Origin of the sequence: Terriglobus saanensis SP1PR4 (genome assembly GCF_000179915.2) — a bacterium.
GTDB classification, from domain to species: Bacteria; Acidobacteriota; Terriglobia; order Terriglobales; family Acidobacteriaceae; genus Terriglobus; species Terriglobus saanensis.
The window spans coordinates 484309-500159 of the sequence record NC_014963.1 but is presented as its reverse complement, the minus strand read 5'-3'; the positions used below and the strand labels follow the sequence as shown (position 1 = coordinate 500159).

Below are 15851 nucleotides of genomic sequence, written 5' to 3'. Positions count from 1 at the left end.
GTGCTAATTAAGCCGCGAGACCTGTTCCTTGCACATGAGGGAAATGGATGCGATCATCCCGTCGCCACCAACCCTGCGTGGCAAGCGCAGGATGCTGTGGGGCAGTGCCTGACGCCATCTGCTGAATGAACTCTGCGAGCGCCGTGGGCGCGGGTTGGCCGCTGGTGACGTCGAAAGCTCCCGCTTCGTAGTGGCCGTTTTCGCAGGTAACGAGCGAGTTCCAAAAGAACGAACCAAGGAGCGCCCACATCGTCATCGCGCGACAGTCAACGCCGGAGGCACGGGCATCGGAGATCTCTGTCCAGGCTTCCGCGGCCCAGCGCATCTGTTCGCGGGCATCGCCTCCGAGATGCACTTCGGTGACAGCGACAGGAATGCCGTAGCGCTGCCAGGCCTCTGTCACGATGGAACCAAAGCCTGCGATACCTTCGGCGCGTACACGCACGGCCTCTACATCAACGAATGGGCCTTCCGCAGAGACGCGGTCGCGTGGATAGAGGTGGGTACGATGGTCGAGATAACGGTCACTGGTGAGATAGTAGTTCACACCGACTGTGTTGGGTGGGCAGGGATTCGCGGCGAACCAGAGGATCTCTTCTTCGAAGAGACCCGCCTTCACCATGTAGGAAAAAAGTGGGTGCTGCCGCGTGACGCGGCCACAGAGAAGATCGAACGGCAACCAACGGCGTTCGTCGAGGAGATCGCAGGTTGCGCTGAGCGCGTCCGTGCTCCAGATGCGCCCGAGATCGTCGGTCTGGACAAGTTGTGCGTCAGGGCGCACACGGCGAATGGCCTGCATGCTGAGAACAGTGGCTTTGGTCTGGTTGAGCAGAGCGCGGAGATAGCTGCGCCGCGATTGATGATGCGGATACCAAAGCGCATAAAGACCGCTAAAGCGTGCAGTGGTGTGCGGCTCGTTCACGGGCGTGTAGGCATCCACCCAGGGATAACGCGCGGCAACTTCGCCCGCATAGGCCGCAAGCTTGTGCGGGAACTCCTGATCGAGAAGGCTGGTGTGCTGCGGCCCACTGCCGTGATGGACCAGGCTGACGATAGGGCGGATTCCCTGCTGCCGCATGGCACCCATGCGTTCATCCGACCATCGCCAGGACGGGTCGAGTTCGTGGCGTTCCCAGAGCAAGCCGTAGCGCAGGGTTTTGATGCCGAGCTCTGCGATGCGCTCGATGTCGCTGACACGCTCTGCATGACCGGAGATCTGCATCTGGTCGAAGTAGGATTCGCCGACGCGATTGCAGGTGTACTCTACGCCACCCCAGAGTTCGAGCGGCTGCGCTACGACTGAAGGATTCTGATTCATCAAATGGCCCTCAGCCTGAGACGAGCTCAGGCCGCACTGCCTTCCTGCTCGAGCGATTTCTCGATGCGTGCGGCATCGAGTGCGGTCGAGGGAACGGCGACGAGTGCAGTCTTTGCGGATTGCGCGGAGCGTGTGGGACGACGGCCGCTGAGCTTCTGGAAGAGCGTAAGCGACTGCGCTACCACCTGGTCCATGTTGTAGTACTTGTACGTTGCGAGGCGGCCAGCGAAGTGGACGTCCGGCAACGCCTCTGCCATGGCCTTGTACTTCGCGTAAAGCTCGGCGTTCTGCGGCTGTGGAATCGGGTAGTAAGGATCGCCTTCGGCACAGGGATACTCATAGACGATGCTCGTCTTCTTATGTTCCTGGCCGGTGAGGTATTTGAACTCTGTGACGCGCGTGTAGGCGTGCTCGTTCGGATAGTTGACGACAGCGGCAGGCTGAAACTGTTCGCGATCGTGCGTCTGATGTTCGAACTGCAACGACCGATAAGGCAGCTTGCCGTAGCAGAAATCGAAGTACTCATCGACCGGACCGGTGAAGACCAGTTCGCGAAACGAGATCTCATCCTTGATGTCGTTATAGTCCGTGTTGAGCATGATGTGGATGTTGGGGTGATCCAACATCTTCTCAAACATGCGCGTGTAACCCTCGACGGGCATCGCTTGAAAGCGATCGGTAAAGTAGCGATCGTCGCGACTGGTACGAATCGGTACGCGCGCGGTCACAGCCGCATCAAGCTCGGAGGGATCGAGATCCCACTGCTTGCGCGTGTAATTTCGGAAGAACTTTTCGTAAAGCTCACGGCCTACGCGCGAGACGACGACATCTTCTGACGTCTTGATGTTGTCGCAGGGCTCCGCGACGGACTGCAGAAACTCCTCTACCTGGAGGCAGTTGAGGTTGAGGCCGTACATCTTGTTGAGTGTGTCAGCATTAATGGGCATCGGAAGGAGTTGTCCATCGACGCTGGCCTGAACGCGATGCTCATACGGACGCCACCCGGTGAAGCGGGAAAGATAGGTAAAAACCTTTTCAGAGTTGGTATGAAAGATATGCGGGCCATATTTATGGACGAGGATGCCGGCTTCGTTGTAATAGTCATAGGCATTGCCTGCAATGTGGTTGCGACGATCGACGATGAGTACTCGCGCGTTCATCTCTGTGGCAAGCCGTTCGGCTAAAACACTTCCGGCAAATCCCGCACCAATAATGACGTAATCAAACATGAACCCTGCTCCTCTATTCTTCTCTTCTCGCCCGCTCGTACCGGTGGGCTTACCGTTTCTCCGGGAGCACACGGAGGATCTGTTCTCTCATTCCTGAGAAGGTCTTGTCCCAGGACATATTTGCAAGAAAGCTATCGACCTTCGCAAGCCATGCGGCGTCGCTCTCTGCGACGGAAGCGTCGATGGCTGCGCAGAATTCTTCTGCAGTGGAGCCGATATGCACAAGTCCCAGCGCGCCATAGGGCTGAACGACATCGTGGATCGGTGTAGAAATGGTGGGTTTACCTGCGGCCAGGTATTCCGGTGTTTTTGTCGGACTAATGAAGCGGGTCGACGCGTTGCGTGCGAAAGGCAGCATAGCTGCATCCCAGCCTGCGAGATACCCCGGTAACTCAGGATAACTCTTTTGACCGAGATAATGTAAGTTTGCTGCGCGGGGCAGGTCTTCTTCACGGATCTTCACAACGGGTCCGATGAGAATAAATTGCCATTCAGGACGCAGGCGGGCGGCCTCTGCAAGTAATTCGCGATCGAGCCGTTCATCCAGCACTCCATAAAAACCAATGCGCGGATGCGGGATGCCGCGTTGATCTTCTGGATCAGACTGAACGACGCGCGCTTTGGCAAAGTGTTGCGCATCGATGCTGCTGGCAAAGAGATGCGCATTGGTATGTTGTTTCTTTTTCGATTCGAAGAGGCTCTGCCCGCCAACGAAAACAATGTCCGCGCGCTCAAAAATCTCCTGCTCCAAAGCGACCAGCTCAGGAGGCGCACCATCAAAGCCGGAGAGCTCGTCCATGCAGTCGAACACGAGGACGTCCGGCGAAAGGTGGCGCGAAAATAAAAGCGCCATCGGGGTGTAATACCAAGCGACGAGACGCTCCATCGTTTGCGCGGAGAGATATTCATCCAACAAAATACGTTGCGCGTCGATGGCCTCCGCGCCATGCATGCCATGCGGAAGAAATGGTGTCAATACTTCTACACCACCCTCCTGTACGGCAATGTTCAGTCGAGGCTTAGGCTCATCCGCGTGAATGGGTTCTTCGAGAAAAAGAACGCGCGCCATGTTTTGATAGCGAGTCAAAAGATGCTGCGGGCGCTGATAGACAAAATTCCAACGGAGGTGCGAGAAACATAACACTGTTTCTTTTGCAGAATGTAGGGCATCCGAAGGCATCTTTTCTTTGATGCACATTTCGGCAGTTACGAAGTCTGAGGCCATATGCCAGCATACGTCGAACGGACAGTCTTACAAAAATGCGCCATTTTTGAATAACGCAATTATTTTGCAGGAGTATTGTTCATCTGGAAACGCAATGTTCCGCCGTTTATGATTTCGTCGTACTTCAGCTTGTAACCAGAGAGCGGTTTTCCATTAAGCGTGACGCGATGAACATATACTTTACCGGAGCCTGCACCAGGCGCATTTATTTGAAGAGTTTTACCGCTAGGAAGATGAATGGTCGCGTCATCGAAGCGCGGTGAGCCGAGCCAATACTCGGGACGCCCCGGAACCACTTGGTAAAAGCCGAGAGCGCTCAGCACATACCACGCACTCATCTGGCCCGCGTCGTCGTTGCCTGCAAGACCGTCGGGGCCATCGCGATACTCGCTCTCCATCAAAGAACGCACCTCCCGCTGCGTCTTCCATGCGGCACCGCCAGCATCGTAGAGATAGGCGATGTGATGGCTTGGTTCATTACCGTGATCGTAGAACTTCCCGTCAAAGAGACCGTCCAGTTTTTTGACGAAGGCTGCGTTTCCTCCCATCGCCTCGGCAAGGCCCGGCACGTTTTGCGGAACGAAGAAGGTGTACTGCCAGGGCAAGCCTTCGGTGATCCATGTGTACTTCCCTGCGGGATCGAAAGGCGAGACCCAGGAGCCGTCGCTGTTGCGGCCACGTGAAAACCTGGTTTCGGGGTCGAAGACCTTACGCCAGTTTTCGCCGCGCGTGTGAAACATTGCAGCGTCTTCCGATTTACCGAGCGTTGCAGCAAGGTCGCCCAGGATCGCATCATCATAGGCGTATTCCAGTGTGCGCGAGACCTGTTCATTTTTGTGAAATGCATCGTCGATGTGGTCTTCAAGCGGAATATAGCCGTACTGCAGATACGACGGTAGGCCGCGGCGCCCCTTGCCGTCGCGATACTCTTCGCGGCTCTGCGGAATCTCCATCGCATTCTTCCGCATGAGGGTGTAGGCCTTCTCGATATCGAAGCCGCGTAGACCTTTTTGATAGGCATCGATAATGGTGACAGAGGCGTGATCACCAACCATCTCCGACGTGTAACTGTTCCATGCGGGGAAGATGGGAAGATAGCCGCCCTGCTCTCCTTTGGCGATGAGCGATTGCACCATCTGCACGTTGCGCGTGGGATCGAGGATGGTAAGCAGCGGATGCTGGGCACGGAAGGTATCCCACATGGAGAAGTCGTCGTAGTAAGTGAAGCCAGTGGTGTGTTCGACCTGATGGTTACTCGCGAAGCGCGGATAACTTCCGCTGACATCGCTGTATGTGCGCGGGTGAAGCAGAGCGTGATACAGCGCAGTGTAGAAGACGGTGCGCGCGGGAATGTTGTCTTTCACTTCGATCGCGCCGAGGGCCTTGTTCCATGCTGCCTTGGCCTGATCGCGGACGGTGTCGAAGCTCCAGGTTGGAATTTCCGCATGGAGATTTTTGCGTGCCTCTTCCACGCTGACAAAGGAGGTACCGATACGTGCAACAACGGCGTCTCCTTGTGTGAGAGCTGGAAAGCGCACATAGGTGCCGAAGCCGGGCCTGTTACTCGCCGTTGGCATCGTCTGCGCTGCGGCAGACGCGCCTCCAACAGAAGTCATCATCTTGGGGATGTTGGTCACGCCCAGGGGAAGGCCGTCGCCGGTTTGCTTTGTGCTGCCGTCCGTTGTCTTGCTTCCTACCCATGTGCCGGACTGCTTGAACGGCTTGTCAAACTCGACAACGAAGTAGCTGCTGAAACCCGCGAGCTTGCCGCTGCCTGCGTACTCGCGGCGGACAGGAACTTCTCCCGTGATCTGTTGATGCGCTTCATCCACCTGCACCCAACCGTCACCGCCGCGTGCGTTGCTATCCACAAGCACCCAGGCATCCCCGGTTTTTGCCAGGGTGAAGCGCATGATGCCGGAGCGCGTGGTTCCGGTGATTTCGGCGTGGACACCTGCGTCTTTGAGATCGACGGCGTAGGAGTAAGGGGAGGCATGTTCCGTTGCGCGGTCGAAGGAAGAGGCACGTGCGGTGGCCGTGGTCTGCATAGCTCCCACACCAGCCATGAGGGTGAAGCTGCCATAGTCAGGCACGCAACTTCCGCTGAGAAAGTGCGAGCCGCGGAAGCCCTGGATCTTCTCGTCCGTGAAGTAGTAGGGCGCGATGCATTTGATCTCGCCCGCGCGCGTCTGCGGCGTCCAATGCGTCATCGCGAAGGGAACGCCGGTGGCGGGATAGGTCTGGCCTTCTTTGGAGGTGCCAACCGTCGGATGAACCCAATCTACAGGCGTGGCCTGAGCGTTGAGCAGGGGCGTGATGGCAGCAAAGAAGACCAGGACGCGGACAGAACGCAAGAGATGCATGCGACCATCTTCTTCAGAACAGGCGCATTGCGCAATGTTGCGCTGCGAAAAGCCATGACGGCTATTCCATTTGCCTTAGTGGGAATGGGGACGGATCGTCTAGACTCGTTCCACTGCATTTATGCGTATCCTTCGATTCTTCCTTTGGTCTGCAGTTACGATGGCATGGTTGCCTGCGCAACTCGGCGCGCAGGAAAAGCCTGCCGACGCAGGCCAGCAGGTCTTTGCTTCCAACTGCGCCGGTTGCCACGGCTCAGACGCACACGGTGGGGAGCGTGCTCCCAATCTGGCCACAGTTCGCTCCGTCATCTCCAAATCGGACGACGATCTTGAATCTATCGTAAAGAAGGGGCTGCCCGGTCTTGGCATGCCTCCATTCGCTTACCTCGGCGACGACAAGGTGAAGGGCGTGGTGGCGTATCTCCGCGTCCTACAGGGCAAGACGACCGCGAGTCCAGTGACGGGAGACTCTGCAGCGGGCAGGGCGCTCTTCTTTGGCAAGGCCCAATGCTCCAACTGCCACATGGTGCGGGGAGATGGCGGGTTTATGGCGAGCGATCTTTCCACTTATGGCGATGGACAGGCATCCGCAGCGATCCAGCATACCGTGGTGGCACACGCGCCTTTGTCCGCCCCTCGTGGTGTACAGGTCACGACCAGGAGCGGAGACAAGATAGTCGGCGCTTTGCGCGCGGAAGATAACTTCAGCGTCACGCTCCTCTCTCCTGACGGGCGCTTTCACAGCTATGACCGGACGAAAGTAGCAGATATCCAGTACACGTCGGAGTCGCTTCTGCCAAAAGATTACGCCTCGCGCTTATCCGCCACCGAACTCGACGATCTTGCGAGCTTTCTGATCACAACGGCGGCACAGGCCAGTGCTGCTGAAAAGCCTGCGAAGAGGAGACAGAGATGAAGATCGCCCGCGCATGCTTCCTGACTGCAACCCTTTTGACGGCGGCCTGCTCTGCGCAGACGCCGGCGCGGGCTACGGCGTCTGCAAAATCCGCTCCGAGCGGCGATTGGCCGACCTACAACGGCGATTACACAGGTCGGCGATACAGCAGCCTGACGCAGGTGACACCTGAGAACGCACATGCGTTGCGGGCGCAATGGGTCTTTCACAGTCGCAACGCCGGTGTGCTGCAAGTGACTCCCGTGGTCGTAGCTGGCGTGATGTTTGTGACGGGATCGAACGATGCGTACGCACTGGATGCGGTTACCGGCAAGACGCTGTGGCACCACGCGCGTCCCGTGTCCGATGGCCTGATTGACGATGCTTCGGGACACATCAATCGCGGCGTTGCAGTGATGGGCTCGCAGATTTACATGGAAACCGACAACGCGCACCTGCTCTGCCTGGACGCGCGTTCCGGCAATCTACTCTGGGACGTTGCGTACGCTAAGGACAATCGCAACTACGGCGCTACGAGTGCGCCGCTTGTCGTGAAGGGAAAAGTGCTTGTAGGAACCTCCGGTGGAGACGATGGCGTGCGCGGCTTTGTGGCTGCCTTCGATGCGCAGACAGGTAAAGAAGCCTGGCGCTTCTGGACCATTCCCGCGCCGGGCGAACCGGGTTCCGAGACATGGCCGAAGGGAGACATCTACCTCCACGGCGGTGGAACCACATGGATGCCGGGCACGTACGATCCTGAGTTGAATACGATCTTCTGGGGCACAGGCAATTCTTCGCCGGACTTCGATGGAAGCGTACGCGAAGGCGACAACCTCTACACAGACTGCATCATCGCGCTCGATCCTGACACCGGCAAACTGAAGTGGCACTTCCAGTTCACACCGCACGACCTAAATGACTTCGACGCCACTGAGACACCGGTGCTTGTAGACGCCATCTACCAGGGCAGGTCACGCAAGCTCGTGATCCAGGCAAACCGCAACGGCTTTATCTACACGCTCGACCGAACGACCGGAGAGTTTCTCTCCGCGAAGCAGTTCTCTCTTTTTCAAAACTGGGCGAAGGAGATCGACGCGAAAGGCCGCCCTGTCCGTACGGCTCTTGTACCTAACATCGAAGGTGCGCGAATGTGCCCGAGTTATGCAGGAGCGACGAACTGGTTCTCGCCAAGCTATAGCGAACGAACTCACCTGTTCTACTTCATCTCCCTGGAAGACTGCACAGTATTCTCAGCCAAGCCGGAACCGTTCGAAGAAGGTAAGGAGTATTACTCCACCGGAGCGAAGCATCTACCGACTGAAAACATGAAGAAGTATCTGCTTGCATACGACTTCCGCAAGAACGAGTTCGCCTGGCGCTCTCCCCAGGTCGGCGATGGTCATTCCTCAGCAGGCGTGATGAGCACAGCCACGGGGTTAGTAGCTTTCGGCGACGATGCTCAGGAGTTTGAGATCGCAAATGCCACAACGGGCGCACCGTTGTGGCACTTCAATGTAGGCCAGCAGATCCACGCCTCGCCTATGAGCTACGCCGTGGATGGCAAGCAATACTTCGCCGTGGCAGCGGGAAGCGATCTGTTTACCTTTGCTCTTCCGTAGCGATTTAGTGCGCCGTATCCGAGTGCAAGACGAAGAGCAGCAGCGACCGCGCGGTAACGGCATACTCTTCTTTGGTGTTGAAACTCGGCTCGTCCTTGAACTCCGGGTGATTGGTATCGACAAGCAGCCGCCATTCGCATGCGCCCTGGCACTCCGGAAGCGTGAACTGGACCACATCGTGATGATCGTTGACGATCAGAAGCATGGTCGCTTCTTTACCGCGCTGGCGGATTCCCGACTGTTGAGCGCGCCCGTCGAGCAACATCCCGAAACAACGCATGGTGATGTCGTCCCAGGATGCATCTTCCATCTCCGATCCGTTGGCGTTAATCCAGGTGACATCTTTCACACCCAGAGCTTCGTTGTATTCGCCGGTTAGGAAGAGATTGCGACGCAGGATGGGATAACGGTGGCGCATGCGAATGATGCGGCAGACAAAATCGACCAGATCTGAATTCTTTTCGCGCAGCGACCAATCGACCCAGCTGATCTCGTCATCCTGGCAGTAGGCGTTGTTGTTGCCGCCCTGCGTGCGGCCAAACTCATCCCCCGCAAGCAGCATCGGCGTACCTTGCGAAAGCAGAAGCGTGGCCAGCATATTGCGCGTCTGCCGGTCGCGCAGCTTGTTGATCTCCGGATCGTCGGTTGGTCCCTCTGCGCCGCAGTTCCACGAGAGGTTTTCATCGTTGCCGTCTTCGTTGTTTTCACCGTTGGCTTCGTTATGCTTCTCGTTGTAGCTGACAAGATCGTGCAGGGTGAAGCCATCGTGCGCCGTGATGAAGTTGACGCTCGCCCACGGGCGACGTCCCATAAAGTTGAAGATGTCTCCCGAACCAGAGAGCCGTTTCGTCAGCACTTCCGCGGAAGATCCGCCCTTCCAGAACTCGCGCACAGTATCCCGGAAGGTGTCGTTCCACTCCGTCCATCCCGGTGGAAAACCGCCGACCTGATAGCCGCCGAGACCGACGTCCCACGGCTCCGCGATGAGCTTCACCATGCTCAGAATCGGGTCCTGGCTGACGGCCTTGAGAAATCCGCTGCGATTGTCGAAGCCGTTCGGCTCACGCGCAAGAATGGTTCCAAGATCGAAGCGAAAGCCGTCGACGTGCGTCTGCTCTACCCAGTAGCGAAGGCTGTCCGCCACCATCTGCAGGACGCGCGGATGGGTGAGATTGACCGTGTTCCCCGTGCCTGTGTCGTTGATGTAGTAGCGTTCGTTGCCCGGGATGAGGCGATAGTAGCTGGCGTTATCGATACCTTTGAACGAAAGCGTCGGTCCGCGCTCATTGCCTTCCGCCGTATGGTTGTAAACGACGTCGAGAATGACTTCCAGACCTGCGTCGTGAAAGTCCGCGACCATGTCCTTGAATTCGTTGAGCGCATAGTTTGGGCGCGCTGCATAGCGCGGATCGGGAGCGAAGAATCCGATGCTGTTGTAGCCCCAGTAGTTGACGAGACCACGTTCCAATAGCTGACTGTCATCCACGAAGGTGTGAATGGGAAGCAGCTCGACCGAGGTGACACCAAGAGACTTCACATAATCGACGACGCTTTTGTTGCCGAGACCTTCGTACGTTCCGCGCAGATCTTCCGGAACGTCCGGGTGCAACTTGGTGAAGCCTTTGACATGCAATTCGTAGAGGATGGTGTCGTCCCACGGCACGCGGAGGCGCCCCAGGCGGGCGGGCTGCCCGCTCCAGTCGAACTTCTGATCGGTGACGATGCACTTGGGTACAAAGGGAGCACTGTCCCGCTCGTCAAAGGTGGTGTCATCCATCGACTCCATCACATAGCCAAAGATGGCGGGATCCCAGACGAGACGGCCGATATGCTCCGTGGCGTACGGATCGAGCAGAAGCTTATTCGGATTGAAGCGGTGACCATTCTCCGGCTCGTAAGGCCCATGTACGCGGAAGCCGTAGACGGTTCCGCAGCAGCAGCCTTCCAGGTAGCCGTGCCAGATTTCGTTGGTGTACTCCGGAAGCTCGATCCGGTCCAGCTCTTTTTCGCCCTTCTCGTCGTAAAGGCACACCTCAACCTTGGTTGCGTGCGCGGAGAAAAGAGCAAAGTTTGTGCCGTGGCCATCCCACGTGGCACCCCGGAAGTCCGGTGTCCCCGGCTTAAGTTGATACATTCTTACTCCTCTTACGTTAGGGCAGATTCTCTGCCACCACCCAGGTTCTTCTCTTTACGATGCATAACTCCGGCGAACGGCCATGATTTTCGAGACCGAATGATCGCGGAGAGGCATAAGCTCTTTGTTTAGGGGGAGAGTCAGAAAATGGCATCCCGCCTTTGAGGTATTTGTCCCATGCGCAAGTCTGTTGTATCTCCGAAGAACAATACCCCAGAATCTCCTTCCGCCGCGTGGATGGATCTGGATGCCCTGGCCAGCGCTACGATGACCTCCGAGGATGAAGCGCATCCGCTGGAACGCGCCATTACTTCCGGAACCGCCGGAGGCTGGAGGGCCTCTACGCCCGGCGTACAGGTAATTCGGTTTACGTTTGACACGCCGAAGACGGTGAAGCGCGTGCGGCTGGCCTTCAAAGAAGAGGCGAAGGAACGTTCTCAGGAGTTCGCCCTTGTGGCTATTCTACGTCCCGAAGTCCGTAAAGAGATTGTGCGCCAGCAGTGGGGCTTCAGCCCGGGCGGATCGACGATCGAAGTGGAGGACTATACCGTGGATCTCAACGAGGTCGTCGCTTTGGAGTTGACGATCGATCCAGGACGGCACGACAAGACAGTCTTCGCTACGCTGGAATCCATCCAGGTCGCTTAATCCTCATAGGGCTTGAACGCCAGAACGGCATTCAAGCCCCCAAAAGCAAACGAGTTCGACAGAGCCAGCTTCGGGCTGGCCTTTCGCGCTTCGCCTACGATCACATCGAGCCCCAGGGCGACGTCAGCCTCTGCCACGCCTGCCGTGACAGGCAGCATGCCTTCGCGCAGCGCCAGCAGCGTGGCGAGGGCTTCAATGGCTCCTGACGCGCCCATGGCGTGACCGTGCATCGCTTTGGTGGAACTGAGAGGAAGATTGGCGGCGTTCTCCGCGAAGACGGTGCGGATCGCTTCGGCTTCCACGTTGTCATTCACCGTGGTCCCTGTGCCATGCGCGTTGATGTATCCGACGTCTTCCGGAGCAGCGCCTGCATCCAGAAGTGCGCGGCGCATCGCGGCCGTCGGTCCCGCGGGCTGCGCCTGCGTGATGTGGCTCGCGTCGGAAGACATGCCGAAGCCGACGATCTCTCCGTATATGGTTGCGCCACGAGCGACAGCGCTCTCCAGCGTCTCCAGGACGAAGATCGCCGCACCCTCCCCCAGCGTCATGCCATCGCGGTCCGCAGAAAAAGGCCTGCACTGCGTCTGCGAAACAACGCGAAGACTGTCCCAGGCCTTGTAAAACCCATACGTCAGTGGAGCTTCGTGTCCTCCAGTCATAGCGGCTTTCACCATGCCGGAGCGCACCATGTGAAACGCCTGCCCGATCGCATGCGTAGCAGACGCGCATGCCGTGGTGATGGTGTACGCAGGGCCGGTGATGCCGTGCTGTATGGAAACCAGGCTGGTCCCCGCGCTGCCCATGAAGCGCGGCACGCTGAGGGGATGAACGCGTCCGCCAGTGGTGTAGAGCTTCGCCGTCGCCGGCTCTTCAGCGGTTCGTCCACCCGCCGAGCAACCGAAGACGATGGCCATCTCCTCGGGAGCAACTGCCTGCAGAATCTCAGCCTGCGCAATGGCCTGTTGCGCAGCCACAAGAGCGAACTGCGAAGAGCGTTCGGAGAGAAGGATCTGTGCCGAAGTGAGGAGCGACGCGGCATCGAAGCCTTCGATCAGCGCCGCGCGTTGGAAGCGGAGATCTCCGGCAGCAACGTCGGGGATCTCACGGAAACCATCTCTTCCTGCAAAAAGATTTTCGCGGAAGGTGGCGACATCCTGGCCGATGGCCGTGACGCATCCGAGTCCGGTGACGACAACACGGTTCACGCGCCTTCTCCGGCTTCTTTCAAACGGGCTTTTTCGACCTTGGCACGCAGGGCCTCTTCCACACCTTCCACCATGTCGCGAACGGTGAGGATGGTGTGCAACCTGCTGTCCGGAATCTCAATGCCATACTTCTCTTCCACGTCGAAGGAGAGGCTGACCCGGTCGAGCGAGTCGACAGCGAGATCTTCAAAGGTGCTGTCGAGCGTCACCTGCTCCGCAGGAAGCTGCTTGGCCGCTGCGATGAGTGCAATACATTCTTCAGCGATCTGATCCATCTCTTCTCCTACCGCGGTACGACTCATGCTCTGTACTCTATCGGAGCCCATACTACATGCGCTTATCGAATAATCGCGGATTCGGGAATGCGCGTAAGGATTGCAATGTCACGCAAAAGTCGCGGTCGAACGCGAACGAGCTGCGCCAGAAGCGGGGCACGTACGAGTAGTTGCGAAAGCGCGCTGGCGACGCAGATACCCCGGCCAAGCTGGCGGCGCATCTGCTGCTGATAGACGTTGGACGTATTACCTGTGAGAAAGAGTTTCGTCGCGAGATGCGCGCTGTGGAGAGCGATGGACATACCGTCGCCGGAGAACGATGGAATCACCGCCGTCTGGTCGCCGAGTCTCCAAACTCCATCGCTGCCCACAGGGGCCCGATATCCATACGGAATGGATGAGAGAGCCAGAGGGCGGTCGAGAAGCGCCTGGCTGCCGCTGAGGCGGTCGCGAAGATGAGACGAGTGCAGACATGCGTGTTCCAGCACAGCCTCCCAGCTTCCGTTGAGGCGACGCAACCGTTCTCGCGTGATCAGAAGACAAAGGTTCGCTTCGCCGTTCTCCACGGCCTGCAGACCGGTGTAGCCTCCGGGAAAGAGAATGAGTTCCACGAAGCCAGAGAGCGCAGCATGCTGCGCCTGGCTAAGGCGGAAGTACATCTTGAGGGCCACAAGATCGTTATGCCATCCCTTCGATCGCAGCCAGCCGCGGAGATCGTGCTTGCCCGTCGCAAGGAAGACATTTCGCGCCGAAAACGACTCGCCTTGATCTGTACTAAGGTCCCAGGCGCTGTTGGATCTTGAAAGAGCGGCGGCGCTTGTGCTCCTCTGCACTTCGACGCCAGCAGCCTCCGCATTGCGCAAGATCGCTTCGTCCAACGTGCGGCGTGTGAGCGACAAGGCCATGAATGGAAGTGCTGTTTCGACGAGAAGTTCACACGCTGCGAGCCTTACACCGGTGATGGGAACGGCTCCGAGCGCTGCGGGATCCATGCCCAGAAGAGCGAGGTAGTGAAGCGCTTCGCGGCTGAGAAACTCGCCGCAGACCTTGTGGTGCGCTGTGCGCGTTCGCTCGAGCAGGAGTACGTCGCGCCCTGCACGGGCAAGCTGCGTCGCTGCGGCTGCCCCGGCCAAACCACCTCCGATCACGACTGCTTCGCGCTCCATCACTTCACTCGCGAGACGCAGAGACGCGCGGGTTTCCACGACTCGATAGAGATGGAGCTGACGCCTATCTCTGCGGCACAGAGATAGCGCTGCCAGTCTTCCGGAGAGAAAGCCCTGCGGATTGAGATTGGCCCATCGTTGCGCACGAACCTATGCCAGTGTGCTGCTGTGGCAAGCACTTTAAAGGCGTAGTACGGAACCTTCGCACGACTGAGATCGTTGATAAACCAGCCGCGCACGGCCATGCGTTCCATCCATGCGAGGAAACGGACGATCTCTGCATCTGGAAGATGATGCGTGAAGAGCGAACTTACGATGCAGTCGATCGGCTGCTGCGGAGCATAAGAGAAGGCATCCCCGGTAATCCACTCGATCCTGCTCGTCGCTGCCGTGAATTCACGCGCAACACGAGCGGAATGGGGATTCAGATCGATGCCCGTGAGCCTGACCCGGACACCTTCTTTTACAGCCCAGCCTTCGATGCGTCGAAGCATATCGCCCCCGCCGCATCCTACGTCGACGATATGGAGCGTTTGACCTCGACGTACCCGGGCGATCTGCTTAAGCCAGTGCATCGTAGGGCGATAGGCGAGGGTGAGGTAGTTGACCTGGGAGAGATCGCGAAGGCATCCGCGAAAGTCTTCATACGAACAAGGCTCGTCCATCCACTCCGAGAGGTCCGCTCGATGCGAAAAATCCATCGCGTCAGACGACATGGAAGCGCATCGTCTCCGCGGTAAGTCCTGGCCCGAAGGACATCGCGCATCCGCTCTGTCCAGCCTTGGCCGATTTCATCAACTCTTCAAGCACAAACATCACCGTGGCCGAAGACATGTTGCCGAATCGTTTGAGAATGCTCCGGGACGAAGCCAGCACGCTGGAGGAGAGATCCAATCCCTCTTCTACTGCATCGAGCACGGAACGCCCGCCTGGATGCACGGCCCACAGATCGATCGCATCGCCACCAGTGAGGATATGGCCGTGTTCACGCAGGGCCTTGCCAATCTCTCCGGGAACGCGGCCTGAGAGCAGCATATCGAAGCCCAGGTCACGCACGTTCCAAGTGATGAGATCGCGTGTTCCATCCACCTGCAGCGCATGAAAGCTGTCGAGAGCAAACCCCTCCTCTTTCCCGCTGATCAAACTGACTGAACAGCCGTCACCGAAGACGAGAAATGACAGAACCTCGTTCAGGTTCTGCGTCTCCTGAAAGTGCAGTGTACATAGTTCGAGGTTGATGATCAGAACGGAATCCCCAGGCTCGGATCGCACAATGTGCCTTGCCTGCTTGAGCGCGTTGATGGCCGCGTAGCAGCCCATGAAGCCGATCATCGTTCGCTCCACCGAAGGAGAGAGACCGAGATAGTCGATGGCTTCAAAGTCCAGGCCAGGAGCATACAAACCGGTGCAGCAGGTCACGAGAACATGCCGTATACCCGCCTTCTCCTCTGCCGTGAGAGCCAGCTTATCGAGCGCTGAGCGCAGCAGTGTAGGCGCAAACCGCTCAAACATCTTCATGCGCTTCGCCGTGGAAGGAAAGCCGTCGCCGAGATAAAAATCGTACGCGTCCACCACGCCCTGCGGCGGGGGTTGAACGACAGAAAGGCCGGAGTAGCGATCATCGATCCCCGACCTCGCAGACATCCGCTGAAACAAGGTGCGCATGCGATCGTCCTTAAGCATCTGGACAGCGAACTCCACAAACGCGCCATGCACCTTGTGAGGCGGCACGGCCGTAGCAATCCGATTGATATAAGCAGAAGTCAAAAGCAGT

13 protein-coding genes are annotated in these 15851 nt (G+C 58.0%); 3 read left to right on the top strand and 10 right to left on the bottom strand.

Going from position 1 to position 15851, the window contains the following annotated elements; genetic code table 11:
- Positions 1–7: 7 nt before the first annotated feature.
- The 4 genes from ACIPR4_RS02080 to ACIPR4_RS02065 all read right to left on the bottom strand — a co-directional run bounded on the left by ACIPR4_RS02080 (position 8) and on the right by ACIPR4_RS02065 (position 6135).
- The gene (locus ACIPR4_RS02080; protein WP_013566989.1) at positions 8–1318 is read right to left on the bottom strand and encodes a glycoside hydrolase family 1 protein; all 1311 of its coding nucleotides are present in this window, start codon (positions 1316–1318) and stop codon (positions 8–10) included.
- Between the two features lie 26 nt (positions 1319–1344).
- On the bottom strand, positions 1345–2547 hold the full coding sequence (gene glf, locus ACIPR4_RS02075; protein WP_013566988.1) for a UDP-galactopyranose mutase: 1203 nt from the start codon (positions 2545–2547) through the stop codon (positions 1345–1347).
- A gap of 49 nt (positions 2548–2596) precedes the next feature.
- Complete coding sequence (locus tag ACIPR4_RS02070) at positions 2597–3634, bottom strand: glycosyltransferase (protein ID WP_222829257.1); 1038 nt, start codon at positions 3632–3634, stop codon at positions 2597–2599.
- A 197-nt stretch (positions 3635–3831) separates the two neighbouring features.
- Complete coding sequence (locus ACIPR4_RS02065; RefSeq protein WP_013566986.1) at positions 3832–6135, bottom strand: GH92 family glycosyl hydrolase; 2304 nt, start codon at positions 6133–6135, stop codon at positions 3832–3834.
- Positions 6136–6295: 160 nt separating this feature from the next.
- Here ACIPR4_RS02065 and ACIPR4_RS02060 point away from each other — a divergent pair, with 160 nt between their 5' ends.
- Both ACIPR4_RS02060 and ACIPR4_RS02055 read left to right on the top strand, forming a co-directional pair.
- Complete coding sequence (locus tag ACIPR4_RS02060; RefSeq protein ID WP_013566985.1) at positions 6296–7051, top strand: c-type cytochrome; 756 nt, start codon at positions 6296–6298, stop codon at positions 7049–7051.
- A complete protein-coding gene (locus tag ACIPR4_RS02055) occupies positions 7048–8649 on the top strand; it encodes an outer membrane protein assembly factor BamB family protein (protein ID WP_013566984.1) in 1602 nt (533 codons plus the stop codon). The genes ACIPR4_RS02060 and ACIPR4_RS02055 overlap by 4 nt, the downstream gene beginning before the upstream one ends.
- A gap of 4 nt (positions 8650–8653) precedes the next feature.
- On the opposite strand, the gene glgX is transcribed toward ACIPR4_RS02055, so the two are convergent.
- The gene (gene glgX / locus ACIPR4_RS02050) at positions 8654–10783 is read right to left on the bottom strand and encodes a glycogen debranching protein GlgX (protein ID WP_013566983.1); all 2130 of its coding nucleotides are present in this window, start codon (positions 10781–10783) and stop codon (positions 8654–8656) included.
- A gap of 177 nt (positions 10784–10960) precedes the next feature.
- Between glgX and ACIPR4_RS02045 the strand changes: the two genes are divergently transcribed.
- A complete protein-coding gene (locus ACIPR4_RS02045; RefSeq protein WP_013566982.1) occupies positions 10961–11431 on the top strand; it encodes a hypothetical protein in 471 nt (156 codons plus the stop codon).
- On the opposite strand, the gene ACIPR4_RS02040 is transcribed toward ACIPR4_RS02045, so the two are convergent.
- The 5 genes from ACIPR4_RS02040 to ACIPR4_RS02020 are packed head-to-tail and all read right to left on the bottom strand — an operon-like array spanning position 11428 to position 15844.
- A complete protein-coding gene (locus ACIPR4_RS02040; protein ID WP_013566981.1) occupies positions 11428–12636 on the bottom strand; it encodes a beta-ketoacyl-[acyl-carrier-protein] synthase family protein in 1209 nt (402 codons plus the stop codon). The genes ACIPR4_RS02045 and ACIPR4_RS02040 overlap by 4 nt on opposite strands.
- Positions 12633–12938 carry an acyl carrier protein gene (locus ACIPR4_RS02035; protein ID WP_245536429.1) on the bottom strand — a complete coding sequence of 102 codons (306 nt, stop codon included), beginning with the start codon at positions 12936–12938 and terminating at the stop codon, positions 12633–12635. Before ACIPR4_RS02035 ends, ACIPR4_RS02040 begins: the two co-directional genes overlap by 4 nt.
- Positions 12939–12973: 35 nt before the next feature.
- Positions 12974–14116 carry an NAD(P)/FAD-dependent oxidoreductase gene (locus ACIPR4_RS02030; protein WP_245536428.1) on the bottom strand — a complete coding sequence of 381 codons (1143 nt, stop codon included), beginning with the start codon at positions 14114–14116 and terminating at the stop codon, positions 12974–12976.
- Entirely contained in the window at positions 14077–14793 is a 717-nt protein-coding gene (locus tag ACIPR4_RS02025) for a methyltransferase domain-containing protein (RefSeq protein ID WP_013566978.1), read from the bottom strand. Before ACIPR4_RS02025 ends, ACIPR4_RS02030 begins: the two co-directional genes overlap by 40 nt.
- Positions 14783–15844, bottom strand: coding sequence for a type III polyketide synthase (locus ACIPR4_RS02020; protein ID WP_013566977.1), 1062 nt, complete (start codon positions 15842–15844; stop codon positions 14783–14785). The genes ACIPR4_RS02025 and ACIPR4_RS02020 overlap by 11 nt, the downstream gene beginning before the upstream one ends.
- Positions 15845–15851: the final 7 nt, after the last annotated feature.

What these genes read in the sequence shown, in the direction of transcription:
- ACIPR4_RS02045 (WP_013566982.1), top strand. Translation starts at nt 10,961, where the DNA reads ATGCGCAAGTCTGTTGTATCTCCGAAGAACAATACCCCAGAATCTCCT.
- ACIPR4_RS02080 (WP_013566989.1), bottom strand. Translation starts at nt 1,318, where the DNA reads ATGAATCAGAATCCTTCAGTCGTAGCGCAGCCGCTCGAACTCTGGGGT.
- ACIPR4_RS02060 (WP_013566985.1), top strand. Translation starts at nt 6,296, where the DNA reads ATGGCATGGTTGCCTGCGCAACTCGGCGCGCAGGAAAAGCCTGCCGAC.
- glf (WP_013566988.1), bottom strand. Translation starts at nt 2,547, where the DNA reads ATGTTTGATTACGTCATTATTGGTGCGGGATTTGCCGGAAGTGTTTTA.
- glgX (WP_013566983.1), bottom strand. Translation starts at nt 10,783, where the DNA reads ATGTATCAACTTAAGCCGGGGACACCGGACTTCCGGGGTGCCACGTGG.
- ACIPR4_RS02035 (WP_245536429.1), bottom strand. Translation starts at nt 12,938, where the DNA reads ATGAGTCGTACCGCGGTAGGAGAAGAGATGGATCAGATCGCTGAAGAA.
- ACIPR4_RS02065 (WP_013566986.1), bottom strand. Translation starts at nt 6,135, where the DNA reads ATGCATCTCTTGCGTTCTGTCCGCGTCCTGGTCTTCTTTGCTGCCATC.
- ACIPR4_RS02025 (WP_013566978.1), bottom strand. Translation starts at nt 14,793, where the DNA reads ATGTCGTCTGACGCGATGGATTTTTCGCATCGAGCGGACCTCTCGGAG.
- ACIPR4_RS02055 (WP_013566984.1), top strand. Translation starts at nt 7,048, where the DNA reads ATGAAGATCGCCCGCGCATGCTTCCTGACTGCAACCCTTTTGACGGCG.